14 protein-coding genes are annotated in these 15,224 nt (G+C 63.2%); 4 read left to right on the forward strand and 10 right to left on the reverse strand.

Annotation, left to right across the window (positions count from 1 at the left end; translation table 11 throughout):
• Positions 1–40 precede the first annotated feature (40 nt).
• Entirely contained in the window at positions 41–787 is a 747-nt protein-coding gene (locus tag H3Z74_RS06370) for a FadR/GntR family transcriptional regulator (RefSeq protein WP_187763099.1), read from the forward strand.
• 12 nt (positions 788–799) lie between these two features.
• Here the strand turns inward: H3Z74_RS06370 and H3Z74_RS06375 are convergent, their stop codons facing one another.
• The 4 genes from H3Z74_RS06375 to H3Z74_RS06390 form a co-directional block, all read right to left on the reverse strand.
• A complete protein-coding gene (locus H3Z74_RS06375; RefSeq protein WP_187763100.1) occupies positions 800–2,110 on the reverse strand; it encodes a peptide MFS transporter in 1,311 nt (436 codons plus the stop codon).
• Positions 2,103–3,500 carry an APC family permease gene (locus H3Z74_RS06380; RefSeq protein WP_187763101.1) on the reverse strand — a complete coding sequence of 466 codons (1,398 nt, stop codon included), beginning with the start codon at positions 3,498–3,500 and terminating at the stop codon, positions 2,103–2,105. The genes H3Z74_RS06375 and H3Z74_RS06380 overlap by 8 nt, the downstream gene beginning before the upstream one ends.
• Before the next feature lie 88 nt (positions 3,501–3,588).
• A complete protein-coding gene (locus H3Z74_RS06385) occupies positions 3,589–3,987 on the reverse strand; it encodes a RidA family protein (RefSeq protein ID WP_187763102.1) in 399 nt (132 codons plus the stop codon).
• A gap of 1 nt (position 3,988) precedes the next feature.
• Entirely contained in the window at positions 3,989–5,125 is a 1,137-nt protein-coding gene (locus tag H3Z74_RS06390; RefSeq protein WP_187763103.1) for an alanine racemase, read from the reverse strand.
• Positions 5,126–5,271: 146 nt separating this feature from the next.
• Here H3Z74_RS06390 and H3Z74_RS06395 point away from each other — a divergent pair, with 146 nt between their 5' ends.
• Entirely contained in the window at positions 5,272–5,862 is a 591-nt protein-coding gene (locus H3Z74_RS06395) for an MSMEG_1061 family FMN-dependent PPOX-type flavoprotein (RefSeq protein ID WP_229726928.1), read from the forward strand.
• Positions 5,859–6,899 carry a histone deacetylase family protein gene (locus H3Z74_RS06400; protein ID WP_187763104.1) on the forward strand — a complete coding sequence of 347 codons (1,041 nt, stop codon included), beginning with the start codon at positions 5,859–5,861 and terminating at the stop codon, positions 6,897–6,899. Before H3Z74_RS06395 ends, H3Z74_RS06400 begins: the two co-directional genes overlap by 4 nt.
• A gap of 7 nt (positions 6,900–6,906) precedes the next feature.
• On the opposite strand, the gene H3Z74_RS06405 is transcribed toward H3Z74_RS06400, so the two are convergent.
• Positions 6,907–7,932 carry an arginine N-succinyltransferase gene (locus H3Z74_RS06405; RefSeq protein WP_187763105.1) on the reverse strand — a complete coding sequence of 342 codons (1,026 nt, stop codon included), beginning with the start codon at positions 7,930–7,932 and terminating at the stop codon, positions 6,907–6,909.
• A gap of 266 nt (positions 7,933–8,198) precedes the next feature.
• Between H3Z74_RS06405 and H3Z74_RS06410 the strand changes: the two genes are divergently transcribed.
• Complete coding sequence (locus tag H3Z74_RS06410) at positions 8,199–9,113, forward strand: beta-keto acid cleavage family enzyme (protein ID WP_187763106.1); 915 nt, start codon at positions 8,199–8,201, stop codon at positions 9,111–9,113.
• 41 nt (positions 9,114–9,154) lie between these two features.
• On the opposite strand, the gene H3Z74_RS06415 is transcribed toward H3Z74_RS06410, so the two are convergent.
• The 5 genes from H3Z74_RS06415 to H3Z74_RS06435 form a co-directional block, all read right to left on the reverse strand.
• Positions 9,155–9,802, reverse strand: a complete 648-nt coding sequence (locus H3Z74_RS06415; RefSeq protein ID WP_187763107.1) for a TetR/AcrR family transcriptional regulator — start codon at positions 9,800–9,802, stop codon at positions 9,155–9,157.
• Positions 9,803–9,925: 123 nt separating this feature from the next.
• The gene (locus H3Z74_RS06420; protein WP_187763108.1) at positions 9,926–11,251 is read right to left on the reverse strand and encodes an alpha/beta hydrolase; all 1,326 of its coding nucleotides are present in this window, start codon (positions 11,249–11,251) and stop codon (positions 9,926–9,928) included.
• A gap of 26 nt (positions 11,252–11,277) precedes the next feature.
• Positions 11,278–11,793: an OsmC family protein gene (locus H3Z74_RS06425; RefSeq protein WP_187763109.1), complete on the reverse strand. Its 516-nt coding sequence runs from the start codon at positions 11,791–11,793 to the stop codon at positions 11,278–11,280.
• Positions 11,794–11,822: 29 nt separating this feature from the next.
• Entirely contained in the window at positions 11,823–12,875 is a 1,053-nt protein-coding gene (locus H3Z74_RS06430; RefSeq protein WP_187763110.1) for a Gfo/Idh/MocA family protein, read from the reverse strand.
• A 20-nt stretch (positions 12,876–12,895) separates the two neighbouring features.
• A complete protein-coding gene (locus H3Z74_RS06435) occupies positions 12,896–15,205 on the reverse strand; it encodes a CocE/NonD family hydrolase (RefSeq protein WP_187763111.1) in 2,310 nt (769 codons plus the stop codon).
• Positions 15,206–15,224 lie beyond the last annotated feature (19 nt).

Consider the following 15,224-nt stretch of genomic DNA (forward strand, 5'->3'; position numbering starts at 1 on the left):
TATGACAATCCGGGCGAGAAGCGGAGGAATTGTTAGGCCAATGGCAGATCGTCGTCTTTTTCAGAATATCGCGGACCAGATCGTCGCCTTGATCGACAAGGGCGCCTTTCCGCCCGGGTCCCGCTTGCCGGGCGAACGCGAACTGTCCGAGCGCTTCGGCGTCAGCCGCGTCACGATCCGCGAGGCGGAGATTGCGCTGCAGGCGACCGGACGGATCCGGATCAAGACCGGTTCCGGTGTCTATGTTTCGGACACCGTGACGCAGGACACCGGGCAACTGCCGATGGTCAGCGCCTTTGAGTTGACCGAGGCGCGGCTGTTGTTCGAATCCGAGGCGGCGGCGCTCGCCGCGCCGATCATCTCGGACGACGATCTTGCGATCCTGGGCGACCTGCTCGATCAGATGGCGCAGGACAATCTCGACGATGATGCGGTTACCGCGATCGACCGCCTGTTCCACCTGACCATTGCCGCTGCGTCGGGCAACAAGGCGATCATCCATGTGATCGAGACGCTGTGGCGGCTGCGTACCGAGATCGCCGAGGTGCGCACCACGCATGCGTCGGTGTGTCACCATGACGGCTCCGCACGACAGGCGGAGCATGCCGCGATCGTCGACGGGCTTGCGCGGCGTGACCCGCAAGCGGCGCGTGTCGCCATGCGCCAGCATTTCAACCGCCTGCTCGAGGCCATGCTGGACGCAACCGAAGAGCGCGAGATCGAGGAAACCAAGCACCGCGCCGCAGCAAGCCGCGCCCGGTTCCGGATGAGCGCGCAACTCGGCTAGGCGGCGCGGACCCTATCGGGCGAGCGCTCGATTCAAGCCCATCCGGCCCGCGCCGTACATCAGCGCCATGGTCGCAAGCGCGAGGCCGATATTGACGGCGAAAAAGGCTGTCGGCGTCAGCGCGGTCCATAAGGTGCCGAAGGCGCCGGCAGCGATGCTCGCCACGAACTTGGCCGAATACCAGATGCCGATGATGAACGAGGCATGCCGCGCCGGGGAGAGCCGGCCGAACAGCGCCAGGCCGATCGGCAGTACATGGATCTCCGCCAGCGTCATGAACAGGAAGAATGCCAACGGCCACATCATGCCGGCCTGTCCATGCACGCCCCATTCCCATGCGCCGCCGATCATTGCCAGATAGGCGAGGGCGGAGAAGGCGCAGCCGAGCATCATCTTGGACAGAGTTGGGATCGGGCGCCCGGCATCTTCGCGCCGGCGCCAGTACCAGGTCAGAAGAGGCGTGAGGGTGAAGATCAGCAGTGGATTGAGCGACTGGAACCAGGGTGCGGGGATGCGAAACCCGCCCAGCATGCGATCGGTATTGCCGTCGATCCACAATGCGATGGTGTTGCCGATCTGTTCATAACCAAGCCGGAACAGGATCACGAGGCCCAGTACCGCCGCAAGCAGGGGGAGTTTGGCTGCCAGCTTGATGGTGTCGGATGCGGCCGGCGCTTCAGGGGATGACGACGCCGAAAACCGGCCGGAATGGGCCAGTGAAGCGCTGAGCGCCGGCTTGAACGCGATATGGATCACCAGGCCGAGCACCATCGCGACCGCCGCCGCGGCAAAGCCATAGTGCCAGCCATAGGCCTGGGCGAGCGCGCCGCAGACCAGAGGCGCAACGAAGCTGCCCAGATTGATGCCGAGATAATAGATGACATAGGCGCGTTCGCGGCGCGGGTCATCGGCAGCGTAGAGGTCGCCGATCTGGCTCGCCAGCGAAGTGATGAAGAAGCCGTTGCCCAGCGCGACGAGTGTCAGCCCCGCATAGAGCCCGCTGTCCCAGGTCATGGCGAGATGACCCAGCGCCATCAGCGATGCGCCGAGGGTGATTGCGCGGCCCTTGCCGATAAAGCGATCGGCAATGAAACCGCCGAGCAGGGGCGTCAGATTGGCCGCGCCGACGTAGAGGCCGTAAATGAAAGAGGCTTGCGGTTGAGTGAAGTCGAGCTGGCGCACCATGTAGAGCACCAGCAGCGCCTGCATTCCGAAGGCCGAGAAATAGGCCATCGCCTCAGTCGAGAAGAGTATCGTCAGTCCGGCCGGGTGGCCGAACAATGTGCGTGGTGCGGCGCCTGCCGCGCGATTTTCGTCAGGCATGCCGACGCGTCGTGCCGAACCAGAACAATATGCCGAGAATGGTCCATCCCCCCATCATCAGGAATTCGAGCGGCACGCCCGTGGCGGCCTGAAACGGCGAGACGACCGCGACCACCGCCGCCACTGCCGCGCCCAGCATGATCACCAGGACCAGCGGCGTACCGCCTGCCAGGACAAAGCCGGGCCGGGCGCCCTGCCGGCGCCGCACGCGCAGCAAGGCGATCAGCGACAGCACGACGATCAGCGTCACGCAGATCGTGCTCATGTTGATGATCGGCAGGATCGCGCCGCGCCCGAGGCAAACGCCGAGACAGGTGCAGGCCGCAACGAACAGGATCGCCCGGCGCGGCACGCCATGAACCGGATCGACCTTGGCGAGTGCCGCAGGCAGGAAGCCGGCGCGAGCCTGGGCAAGCACCAGCCGCGAAGCGCTCAGATGCAGCGCGCTCCATGTCTTGGCCAGCGAGATGATCGCCGCGATGAGAATGATTTTCGAAGCCAGGCCATTGGGCAGGGCCTTTTGAAAGGCAGCAGCGACGGGCAGCGATTGGGACAGCAGGTCACGCCACGGGACCAGCGCGGTCGATGCGAGGATGATCAGGCAATAAAAGGCCGCTGCCCCCGCGACGCCGCCGATCATTGCCCGAGCTACCGTCCTGAATGACGTCCCGACAGACCGTTCCTCGATCGCATTGGCGGCGGACTGAAATCCGCTGAGGAACAAGGTCGAGGTTGCAAAGACCCAGAATATACCGGTGCCGAGCGAGCCCTTTTCCGGCGCAAGGAAAAAGGGGTGCCAGTTTTGCGGATCACCCTTCCAGAACCCCAGCAGGATCAGCAGCAGCGACAGGCCGATAAAAGCGAAGGTGATCAGTCGCTGCAGACCGACCGCCAGATGCGCGCCGAGACTGTTGAAGATCCCCAGCAGTACCGCGCCGCAGACCCCGAGCAGCAACGCGAACAGCGAGACGTCATGACCCAGCAGCCGATACGGGACCGGTCCCTGGGCGAGTGCCGGAAACAGCATTTCCAGAAACCAGGACAAGGCGATCGCCTCGAACGCGGTAAAGCTGACGATGTAGAGGCACAGGAACCAGCCAGTGATGAAACCGCAGCGTGGCCCGATCCCCTCCAGCGCGAAGGTGCATTCGCATCCGGCGCGCGGCAGGCGGGCGACCAGTTCGGCATAGGCCGCCGCGACCATCGCCATCAGCACTCCGCCGGCGAGGAATCCGATCAGCGCACCGCCGGGGCCGGCCGCGGCAATCCATTCGCCGAGGACGACGACCCAGCCGGATCCGACGATGCTGCCAAAGGCGAGGGTGAAGAATCCTGCGCCGCCAATGGCGCGAGCAAGCGACGGTCCGCTTTTTACGCTTGGCGCCTGCACAGTCCCTCCTACCCCCGATCGGCCGCAACAATTATCTATTTTTATTATTACTGCAATAACATTAATTCGCCGATCGGTAGACGATGGGTCAGGAAATTGCCACGGCGATGGCATCGACCTCGATCCGATAGCCGTAATGAAGGCCCGGAACCGGCACGATCGAGCGTGCGGGTCTCGCATCGCCGAACACTTCTGCGAAAATTGCATTGCATTCCGGCCACAACTCGATCCCGGCCAGATAGATGGTGACCTTCGCAACATGGTCGACATCGGACTGCGCCGCCCGGAGCACGATCAGGAGATTTTCGAACGCCTGGCGCGCTTGCGCCGCAAACGGCGCGGTGGCGAGGCCATGATCCGGTCCGGCCCGGACCGGCAACTGGCCTGAAACGAAGATCAGCCCGTTGCTGATCGTCGCCGGCGCATAATGTCCGCCGGGCGCGGGGCCCTCGGCAGGATAGATCTGCAACGGTCGCTTGTCTTCCATATCACCACCCATGAAAACGGGGCCAGACGGCGGTTGCCGCGCGGCACTCGACATCGAACACTTGATAGGCATCATGCTGCGCGCCCGTCGCGCAAGCATGGTTCGGCAGAATGCGGATGAGGTCGCCGATCTTCAGATCGGGGAGGGGGCATGGGCTGTCGTCGCGAACGCGGACAAGCCCATGTTCCTGATTGGCGGCGGCCACGATCAGATCGGGTATCGGCACACCGTCCGCATCGCAGACCAGGCCATAGCCCTGATCCACCGGTTGGGCGGCCGTGCCGCGGTCGCGCGACAAAGCCATCCAGCCCGCATCGATGACGATCTGTCCCTTGTCCGGCTGAACCGCGATGACGCTGGACAGCACGCTGATCGCGATCTCGTCGATCCCGCACACGCCGATTCCGGCCATGACGAGATCGAAGAAGGTGAACACGCCGGCGCGCACCTCGGTGATGCCCTTGAAATGCTCGGCGAACAGGGCGGTGGGGGTCGATCCGATACTGACGGTGTCGATATCATAACCTGCCTGGCGCAGATGGTTTGCCGCCGTGATCGCGCCCTCGCGCTCCAGTCGCGCATAATGGCGCAGTTCGTCGTCGCTCCGCGCGTTATAGCTGCCGCCGGCATGAGTCATCACGCCGGCCACCCTGGCACCCTCGACCAGCGCGGCTGCGATCGCCAGCAGAACATCCTTCTGATCAGGACGCACACCGGCGCGGTGGCCATCGGAATCGATCTCGATCGTCACCGGTACGGCATCGCCGTGTCGCCGTGCCGCGCTCGCCACCGCGTGCGCCGCATCGACAGTGTCGACCACCAGCATCAGTGCGGCACCGCGCGCGCGCAGGTCGAATGCGCGATCGAGCTTGTTGGGCGTAATGCCCACCGCATAGAAGATATCGTGCATGCCGTGATCGAAGAAAATTTCCGCTTCGCGCAACGTGGAGACCGTGATCGCCGGTCGTTCCGGGTCGATCACCAGCCGCGCCACGTCGATCGATTTCGATGTCTTCACATGCGTGCGCAACAGCACGCCGCGATCGGTGACCGCGGCACGCATCCGCGCCGCGTTGCGTTCGACGCGCTGCACATCAAGCAAGAGAGCCGGGGTCTGGAGTGTTGCCAAAGGTGTCATGCGGCAATCCGAAAATGGGCGATCGACACGATGTGAATGCCATCAAAAAGACGATCAATCCACTTGTTTTTATCGTCATGGTAATGTTTATAATGCCGGCCGGCCCGGAGTTTTCCGGATGACGACCAGCGCATAAGGGGTGGATAGTGAGCATCGCATTTGTGCAGAGCGAACAGCAATTGCGCGACCTGTATGGCGCACCGGACACGCTCGCGTTGCGCAAGGTGCTCGATCATCTCGATGTCCATTGCCGCAATTTCATCTCGGCTTCGCCCTTCTTCATGCTCGCGACGCATGACCGGGATGGCCATAGCGACGCGTCACCGCGCGGCGACCAGCCGGGCTTTGTCGAGATCCTCGACGACCGCCATCTCCTGTTGCCCGACAAGCCCGGAAACAACCGCATCGACAGCCTGATCAATGTCTTTCATTCGCCCTCGATCGGCATGTTGTTCCTCATCCCCGGCGTCCGCGAAACCCTGCGCATCAATGGCGAAGCGCGCATCACCTGCGACCCGTCATTGCTGCTCAAACATGAAGAGGGCGGGAAGGTGCCGAAGACCGGCCTGGTGATCGAAGTGCGCGAAGCGTTCCTGCATTGCGCACGGTCCGTGATGCGCGCCAAGATCTGGGTACCGGAAACCTGGCCCGACCGCAAAGTCGTGCCTTCGGCAGGACGGATCTGGTCGGACCATATCGCGCTGTCCTCCGCAGCGGAACAGGGAGAGGTCCAGTGAAAATCTTCTTCGCACCAGAGCAATTGCTGCACGCGCCGCTGGTCGAACTCAACCGCGGGGAACTCGGTCCGCCGTTCGAGCATGCCGGCCGCGCGACCCATATCGTGACCGCACTTGAAGCGGCGGCGATCGGCGCGATCGAGACGCCGCGGCATTTTCCGGAAAGCATCCTGTGTCGTGTCCACGACACGGCCTTTGTCGATTTCCTGCGCGGCGCGCATGACGAATGGCGTGCGCTCGGTCGCCCTGGCGACGCGCTGCCGATCTGCTGGCCGGGACGATCGGAGGTGACGCTGACGCCGCCTGAATCGCTCGACGGGCGGCTGGGGCATTATTCGTTCGATGTCATGACCCCGATCACCTCGGGAAGCTGGGCCGCGGTGACGCGCGGCGCCGACACTGCGCTTGCCGGGGCTGCCTGGCTTGCCGGGAAGGATGGCGGCGGGCGGTCGGCCTTCAGCCTGTGCCGCCCGCCCGGTCATGATGCCGGACGCAGCAGTTATGGCGGTTATTGCTTCCTCAACAATGCGGCGATCGCCGCGCAATATCTGCGCGACGAAGGCGCTGAACGAGTGGCGATCCTCGATGTCGATTATCATCACGGCAACGGCACGCAGCAGATTTTCTACGATCGCGATGACGTGCTGTACGTGTCGATCCATGCCGATCCGTCGAGCGATTTTCCCTATTTCGCGGGGTATCGCGACGAACTGGGCCGAGGTGCGGGCGATGGCTTCAACCACAATCTTCCCTTGCCGCGCGGCACGGCGTGGGCGGCGTGGAACGAAGCGATGGATGCGGCCGAAGGAATCGTCCGCCGTTTCGCGCCCGAGGCTCTGGTGGTGTCGCTCGGCGTGGACAATTTCGCCGGCGATCCCTTGTCGCATTTCCGGTTCAAGACCGAGGATTTCGCACGGATGGGGCGGCGGGTTGCGGGGATCGATCTGCCGACCCTGATCGTGTTCGAGGGCGGCTATGCGGTGGATGAGCTGGGCAACAATGTCGTCAGCTTCTTCAGCGGTTTCGAGGGCGCGTAAGGCTTGCTCAGTCGGACAGTGCGACATGACGCACGCTGTCGCCCGCACCGACCCGGAGCGCGATCGCGTCGCGCTCCGACAGAGTCAGCCGCCCATCGCCTGGTATGACCGGCGCCCGTACGGCGCGAAAGGCGGCCCCGCGGCCGGCGCTGCACAGGCTGTCGACGGGGTCGCCGTCGATCCCGAGCGCGCCGACAATTGACTGACGGCCACCGCGCAGGATCCGCAGCTCGTCAATCTCGCTGAACACTTGCGGCCCGCCGTCGAAAATGTCGCAATAGCCGGTGTCGCGGAACCCCTCCTTCAACAGCATGTCGTAAGCGATGCGGCTTGCATCGTGCGGACGGCCGAGTGCCGCACGAGCATCCTCCGGCAACATGCTGACATAGAGGCAATGGCGCGGCCCCAGCTCGGCGATGAACTGGTTGCCGGCGACCCCGCTGAAATGATCGGCCTCCTCGAAATCCATCTGGTAGAACGGGCGGCCAAGTGCTTCCCAGACCGGCGAACGGCCCTGCGGATCGATATAGCCGCGCATCTCCGCCATCACGCTCCTGGGGAACCAGTCGCGATGTTCGGCCATGAAGAGATAGCGGCTTTGTGCAGCCAGCCGCCCCGCGCCCGAACCGCGTGCCTGGGGCATCACCACCAGGCCGCCGACCTCGGCCATCCCGCCAAGATCATTGTTCAGGGTGAGCGTTTCGACCGTGACGGTCTTTTCGAGCGCGAGCGAGCGATTGCGCAAATTGCTGCGCTTGTAGCTGTAGAATGGCCAGTCATTGCCGATCGACGGGAACAGCGCGGCAGCACCCATCACCGTACCGTCGATTTCCAGCGCGAGCCAGATCGGCGTCGGATCGACACCATCGTGCCCATCGGCGAGCCGCGCCACACTGGCATCGAGCTTGGCGAGCAGCACAGCCTTGTCGGCGGGCAGATTGGTCATGCCTTTGCCGACGGTAGTCGCAAGCCGCATGAACGCGTCGATATCGGCCGGCCCGGCGGCGCGAATCACGATTTCTGAATCGGTCATGGGGCGCTCATCCAGCTGGGCTGATCGGGAGGCGGCGCGTGTACCACGGCGCTGCCGTTCGGACTTTGCCATAAGGGCGAGATTTTGTCCGATCGCGCCCTGGGGGCGTGTTGTTCGAGATCGGACAGGAGCGAAAGGCGTCTTCGACGGACGGGTCTTGCAAGGCGCACCTCGGCAGCAGCGAATCTGATGATCGAGTTGCAATAATACTTATTACAGTGATAATGTCTATGGATCGACGGATTTCAATTCGACCTGGAGTGAAGATGAGAAAAGTCATTTTGAGCTGCGCCCTGACCGGAGGGCATGAGATCAATCCGAATTACCCCACGCACCTGAACTATCCCGTCACGCCCGAGGATATTGCGGCCGACGCGATCCGGGTCGCGCGGCTTGGCGCGGCGATCGTGCATATTCATGCGCGCGATCCGCACACCGGGCTGCAGACGCGCGATGTCGCGATCTACCGCGAGATTTGCGACCGGATCCGCGCCAGCGATGTCGATGTGATCATCAACCTGACCTGTGGTCATGCCGCCTTCTTCCTGCCCGATCCGGAGGACGAGAGCCGGGCAGCGCCGGGCACCGATGTCGGCACGGTTGCCGAGCGCGTCGCGCATATCGAGGCGTGTCTGCCGGAGATCTGCTCGCTGGATGTCACTACCGCCAATCAGGTCGATGGGGGCATGGATTTCGTCTATCTCAACACGCCGCGCACGCTGCGGGCGATGGCGCGCCGGTTCCAGGAACTGGGGGTGAAGCCCGAACTGGAAGTGTTTCAGGCGGGCGACATCATGCTCGCCAACCAGCTCCACCGCGAAGGCGTGTTCGACGCGCCGCCCTTGTTCCAGTTCGTGCTGGGGGTAAAATGGGGCGCGCCGGCCACACCGGAGACGATGATCTATATGCGTGACCTGCTGCCCGACGGCGCGGTCTGGGCAGGGTTCGGCATTGCGTCATTGCAAATGCCGATGGCGGCGCAGGCGGCTCTGCTCGGTGGCAATGTCCGGGTCGGGCTGGAGGACAATATCTATCTGCGCAAGGGTGAATTCGCGACCAACGCGCAACTGGTGGAGCGGGCGGTATCGGTGATCCAGGGGCTCGGCTATGAGATGGCTACCCCGGCGGAGGCCAGGGAGATACTCGGATTGCGGCCGCGTGTTCCGGTGGCCGTCGCCTAGTGCGGATCCGCTGGCGATCGACCTTGTCATAGTGCCGATGCTCAAGCGCCCTTGCGGCGCTTGGGTATCGGTGCCGCATCCGTTGCGGGGCGTGGCACGCCGAACGTGGCGCAGACATAGTCTTCGACGATCGCAGCCAGATCGAGCGATTTGAACCCGCCGGGGGACGCCATGACGATGCAGCCCAGGCCATCGAGCATTGCGTTCAAGCCGAGCGCTGCCTTCTCGATGTCGAGGTCGGCGTGCGTCAGTCCCATGTCCTTCAGTCGCTCGATCTCGTGATGGAGCATGTCCAGGAAAATGCGATCGCGCTTGTGCTGGCTGCGCAGCAACGTGGCGTTGCCGATCGCGCGCCCCCTGAACGCTTCGAGCAAGCGGCTCGCCTTGATCCGCTCGCCACTGGTCGGCAGATGGCGGTGAATGATGAAGAACAGCCGCTCGGCGCCGGCGCCTTCCTCCGGCATCGCCCGGCTCTTGTCCATCAACAGGTCGTAGACATGGTTCTTGGCGAAGAAGAGCAGGTCTTCCTTGCTTCTGAAATAATGCTGGACGGCGCCGGTCGTCACGCCTGCACGGGTGCCGATCTCGGCCAGCCGGGCATTCTCCAACCCGACCTCCAGAATCACGTCGCAAGCGGCGCGCGCGATCCTTTCGCGTTGTTCGTTGTGATCCAGTCTTGGACGAGCCATTTACATTATCCGCACGATATTTTTACCGATGCCGCTATAGCAGTGCGTCGCGTCCGAGCGCCATAGAGTTATTGCGCAGCAACAGATCAAGGAACCGCAGCATGCCGTCCCTCGGTGACCGCTTCAGCCCGGCGTTCTTCGGCAGGCAGTAACGCGGTCAGCGCCTGGGGGAAGGATGGCGCGCCAGCTGAAGAATGTATGGCCGCCGACAAATTCGCGATAGGTAACGTCATAGCCCTTTGAATGCAGAATTTCCTGGAAATGCCGGGCCGTGCCCAGCATCGATTTGGCGTCTTCGAGCGTGCCCATCTGGATATAGAAACGGATCGGCAGGCGATCCCGGTTTTCGAACGCGCGCGCCAGCCAATGCGTGTCCATATCCGCTTCGGAAGGGCCCCACCATAAGGCGGGCGACTGGGCGATGACATTGCCGAACAATTCGGGATGCCGCATCGCGATGAAGCTGGCACTCTGGCCGCCGCGGCTCGCGCCTGCGATCACCGTCTTGCGCGGATCGCCAGACAGGCCGAAGCGGGTGCGCAGCATCGGCATCAGCTCCTCGGCGATGAAACGGGTAAAGGGCTCGTTGGGCGCAAGCTCCTTCTCGCGATTGTCCAATGTGATACTGTCGACCATCACCGCCACTGTCGGCGCGATCGCGCCGGCGGCAATCATCCGGTCGAGCATTTCCGGTACCCGCCCGGCTGCGCGGTAGGAAGGGCCGTCGAACAGCAGGAGCAGTCCGGGTGGCTTGCCTTTGGTCAAACTCGGGTCGGGCACATAGACTGCGAGGTTGCGCTCATTCCCCAGAACGGCGCTCCTGATCGTCAGGTCGATCATCCTGCCGTGCAGTCGTGCCGGTTTCGGGGCGAGCCAGGTCTCGCGCGGCGCGTCTGGCCCGTCGAAGATGCTCTCGCGGCTGTGCGGCAGGAAATAGACATCGTCGATCGTGCGCGGGTTAAGTGGATCGAGAAACAGATCGAAATCCCTGTCGCGGCCTGCTTCGTCCGTGTGTGACCATGCGCGCTGGGGTTTTGCGCCGCGCGCGGCACCATCGCGCCCGATCAGCATATATTGCGCGCGGAGTGCCGCACTCACGCGGTAGCTGCGATACCAGATATCGGTATGCGCCAGCCGGATCAGCGGGTCGCCGGTCTGCCACGGCGTGGCGTTGAACACGCCGAACACACCCAGGTCGATATGGTCGCGGTCGGTCGGTTCGCGCCACAGGAAGGTGAGGGTCATTTGAGCCGGCTCACCGGCCACCGGTTCGATCAAGGGCGTACCCTTCGCTCGCACATCCGCCCAGAACGCCGCGACGTCGCCGCCGTCGTTCCGCCCATCCAGTTGCGCCTGCAAGGCAGCCAGTCGGGGGCTGGCGATGGGCGCCTCGCTGGCGGATACCGGCACCGCGAACAGCAATGAAGTCAGCAGCAGCAATATTCTCACAACGGGCATCCTTTCCAGGCGTCGCCTCAGCTTTCGCGCTGGTCGAAGGAGAGGTTCACCGTCATCGGCTCGCGGAAGACGGCCAGCACCGGACAGCATTTTTCGACACATGCGAACAGTTGCGCAAGCTCGGCGGCAGAAGCTTTGCCGGTGAAGGAGACGCGGGCATCGATATCGTAAAAGCCGACCGGAGCGGTGGGATCGATATCGAAAAAACCCCGGGCATCGAGAGCGCCGGACAGTTTCACCTGCAAATCGCCGACATCGATGTCGAGATAGCCGGCATAGCACAGCAGGGTGACCTGGATGCTCGCGCCAAGGCCGGCCAGCGCGACCTCGGCCGGGTTGGGCGCTGTGCCAGTGCCGCCGAAGATGACCGGTTCGTCGACACCCATTTCGAGCTCGCCGAAACGCGCGGTGCAGCGAAAGCCGTCGATTTGCGTGACCACGCCCTCCATTGGCTCCAGACAATCGGCCGGTGCTGCGGCGAGCGCTTCGTCACGAAGGCGCTTCATCATCGTGCCGAGTTCAATCTTGGTCATTGCGGGGAGTCCTTCGGAGTTTTGCGTCGTCATGCGTAAGCGGCGCCAAGTGTGCGGAGTGCGTGCAATGCATCCTCGCCGCCGATCGCCGGCGCGCGATCATGCGCGATCGCGTCGAGGCAATCCTCAAGCTGGGTCGCGAAATGATCCGGGCAGGGGCGCCCCTCCAGTGGAATCTGACGCGGCCCGTTGCCCGTGTTGAGGAACAGTGCATTGGCGAAATGGAATATCCTGAGCGTGCCGGTCGTGCCGTAGATCGCGATCGAACCGGGCTCGCCGAGCCAGGTGCCTGCCGGAGCCAGGCTGCCATCGGTCAGCCAGCTCATCCCGCCGCTGAACATGCCCTCATTGGGCAAAGCCGCCGTGTAAGTGCCGGCATTGTACAGCAAATGGCCCATCACGCCCGAGGGGAAGGTCATGACCAGATATTCCGATTGCAGCGGCTTGCCGGATATCTGGCCGCTTCCCGAAACATGGATCGGGGCTGCTCCTGCATACCAGGAGAAGACGTCGATCAGATGGATGCCGTGGTCGACCAGTCCCATACCCGCGCCGCCCGGCCCGCCATCGGGATAATGTGATGGATCGAGCTGGCGATAGCGCGCCGCGCCGTTGCCGCCGATCATCTGCTCGCTCATCAGCTGGATGTCGCCGATCGCGCCTTCGCGGATCAAGCCATAGGCGGTTCGTACGGCCGGCAGATAGCGATAGATCGAACCATAGAAGAGCTTGACCCCATGCCGTGTGCAGGCGGCGACCATCGCCTCGCCGTCTTCCAATGTGACGGCGAGCGGCTTTTCGCACAGGATATGGATGCCGGCCGCCGCCGCCGCTTCGACGATCGGGCGATGGCTCGATGCCGGGGTCAGCACCAGCACCAGATCGATACCGCCTTTGGCGAGCAGGGCCCGATAGTCAGTGAACGCTTCGGCCGAAAGCCGCGCACCCCAGTCGGCCGCGACGGCATCGCGTACATCGCAGACCGACGCGATGGTGACATTGTCGAGCTTGGCATAGGCGGCGAGATGCTCGGTCGCCACCAGCCCGAGGCCGATAACGCCGATACGAAATGTCCTGGTCATTCGGTCTCCCTGAGAGTCGATCATGGTTTTGCGGCCGGCAGCACCGGCAGGATGACATGGCTTGCAGCCACGCTGCTGTGATGGATGCGCATCCGGCCCGGAATGCTCTTCACGACCAAGGCTTCGTCGCCGCCGGTGTTGGAGTTCGGGAAGGAGTAATTCTCCTGCGCGTTCATCACGGCAATGCGGATGCGGTGGCCCTTGGCGAAGGTGTTGGCGATGGCCCGCAGGCTGATCTCGTAGCGGACAATGTCCTTGAGGCTGCCGCTCAACAAATCTTCGCGCGTGAAGTTGCTGCCGAACACTTGATAGTCGCTATCGTCCAGCTTCCTGAAGCGGGCCCGGATCACGCCGACGCTCAGTCGCTTCGAGGAATTGTCGGGCGCGACGTCGCTGATATGCGCCCACCAGTCGGTGTCTTTGACATCGGCCGAGGCGTAAAGGACCAGCTTGATATTGCCGGCGATGGTGAGGTCTTGCGCCAGCGGTGCGCTGGTATAGGTCGCGACATCGCTCCGTGCTTCGATATCCTTGAAATCATACGGAAAAGTCTGGACGTCTTGATAGTCGCCCATCAGGTCGAACGTGTACCAGTTCTTCGGCGCATCGGCCGGGTCATAAACATAGGCATCGGGTGCCTCGGCGCTTTTCGGCTCGCTCGGCGTGAGCCGGCCGTCATCGGTGTGCAGCGCCGCATTGCCGCTGCTGTGGAAATACCAGTTCTGCGCCTGGACCTCGGCGGGCGGCCAGGATCTGGCGGTTCGCCATTCGTTGCTGCCGAGGACGAAATATTGCACGACCGGGTCGGTGACGCCGTTGTCCACGCCCTTCAGATAATGATCATACCATTTCTGCTTGGTCAGCCAGATATCGTCGCGCAGTGCATCGATCCCGAAGCTGTAGCCGTTGAGCGCGCGGTCGTGATTATAGCTGTGCTTCCACGGGCCGATCAGCAGGCGGTTGGGCTGTGTGCCGTATTTCTGCATCATCGCCCAGGTGCTGCGCGTCCCGGCGAAATCATCGTCGAACCAGCCGCTGATCGAGAAGCTGGCGAAATTGCGTGGGTGATCGCCCTGGAACCAGTCCTGCCCGCGCCAATAGTCATCGTTGCGCGAATGCGCGACGGTCGCGTTCCATAGCGGCAGATCCTCGCCCGTCGCATAGACATCCATGTCTTTTAGCGGGCGGTGGCGCAGCACATCGGGCCAGGTGCGTCCCGGCAGCAATTTCTTGCCGAGCATCCAGAAGAGATAGAAGGGTGACCCTTCAACGAAAGTGCCGCCCATATAGGGTTGATCGCCGAAGGCGGTGCCGAGCGTGCTTTCGGGGATGATGCATTTCAGCGCCGGATTGCGCGCCATCGTCGCGGCCCATTGGGTATAGCCGTGATAGGACAGGCCCTGCATGCAGATCGAGCCGTTCGACCAGGGCTGCTTCGTTACCCATTGCAGGGTGTCGGCGCCGTCATCGGGCTCCTGCACCTGCAATCGCAACGAGCCCTCCGACTTTGATTCCGGATCCCAATAGGCGGTCCCGCGCACCGCCTGCACGACCACCGCGTAGCCGCGCACGACATATTGCTCATAGCGATCGATCAGGCTGGAAATGCCATAAGGATTGCGCACCAGAATGGTGGGGAAGGGGCCCTTGGCGTCGCCGTCGGGCAGATAGACGCGCGTCGCGAGCCGGACGCCCGACCGCGTCGGCATCATCTGCAGGTCGAGCGCGCGATAGCCGTAACGCGGCTGCGAGACTTTCGGATCGCGCCATGCCGCGACGGTGGTGAAGGCTTCATAGCCGCGCTTCACCATCACGGTGTCGGCGTTGACGTCGATCGCGGCGAGAATGTCATTGTTCGAACCGATCACCAGATCCATCGGGTCGCTGGCGTCTTTCGCGCCCCAATAATCGGCCGTGGCGGCGGCGCCATCGACTGTCTTGCGGAGCGTTCTTTGTCGGGCATAGACGGTGGTTTCGCCGGGGATCGATGCGAGCTGGAGCTTGCTCCAGTCCACGGCGCCAAGCCTGGAGAGCAAGCTTGGAAACACCTTTACCGCGCCGTCGAGCGGCAGCGCGCTGGCGCTTTTGGCGAGGTCCTCCGCGCTGACGGTGACGGCTGGATTCCAGATGTTTCGGCGCACATCCTTGCGCTTCAGCGTGTAGCGTTCCTGGCCATCGACCTGCGCGATCGACAGTTCATAAACCTGAATCCCGCGATGGTATCCATCGAAGATGATCGGCCCATGCTGATCCGGCGCCGCGACGGCCGGAGCGGCCGCGGTCAGCAACAGCGCCGTCATCGCCGCTTTCAGAAAACTCCCGGTGCACATGCTGCCGTTCCTCGATCGC

Origin of the sequence: Sphingomonas alpina (genome assembly GCF_014490665.1) — a bacterium.
Taxonomy (GTDB): domain Bacteria; phylum Pseudomonadota; class Alphaproteobacteria; order Sphingomonadales; family Sphingomonadaceae; genus Sphingomonas; species Sphingomonas alpina.

What these genes read in the sequence shown, in the direction of transcription:
- H3Z74_RS06370 (WP_187763099.1), top strand. Translation starts at nt 41, where the DNA reads ATGGCAGATCGTCGTCTTTTTCAGAATATCGCGGACCAGATCGTCGCC.
- H3Z74_RS06375 (WP_187763100.1), bottom strand. Translation starts at nt 2,110, where the DNA reads ATGCCTGACGAAAATCGCGCGGCAGGCGCCGCACCACGCACATTGTTC.
- H3Z74_RS06385 (WP_187763102.1), bottom strand. Translation starts at nt 3,987, where the DNA reads ATGGAAGACAAGCGACCGTTGCAGATCTATCCTGCCGAGGGCCCCGCG.
- H3Z74_RS06390 (WP_187763103.1), bottom strand. Translation starts at nt 5,125, where the DNA reads ATGACACCTTTGGCAACACTCCAGACCCCGGCTCTCTTGCTTGATGTG.
- H3Z74_RS06405 (WP_187763105.1), bottom strand. Translation starts at nt 7,932, where the DNA reads ATGACCGATTCAGAAATCGTGATTCGCGCCGCCGGGCCGGCCGATATC.
- H3Z74_RS06410 (WP_187763106.1), top strand. Translation starts at nt 8,199, where the DNA reads ATGAGAAAAGTCATTTTGAGCTGCGCCCTGACCGGAGGGCATGAGATC.
- H3Z74_RS06415 (WP_187763107.1), bottom strand. Translation starts at nt 9,802, where the DNA reads ATGGCTCGTCCAAGACTGGATCACAACGAACAACGCGAAAGGATCGCG.
- H3Z74_RS06425 (WP_187763109.1), bottom strand. Translation starts at nt 11,793, where the DNA reads ATGACCAAGATTGAACTCGGCACGATGATGAAGCGCCTTCGTGACGAA.
- H3Z74_RS06430 (WP_187763110.1), bottom strand. Translation starts at nt 12,875, where the DNA reads ATGACCAGGACATTTCGTATCGGCGTTATCGGCCTCGGGCTGGTGGCG.
- H3Z74_RS06435 (WP_187763111.1), bottom strand. Translation starts at nt 15,205, where the DNA reads ATGTGCACCGGGAGTTTTCTGAAAGCGGCGATGACGGCGCTGTTGCTG.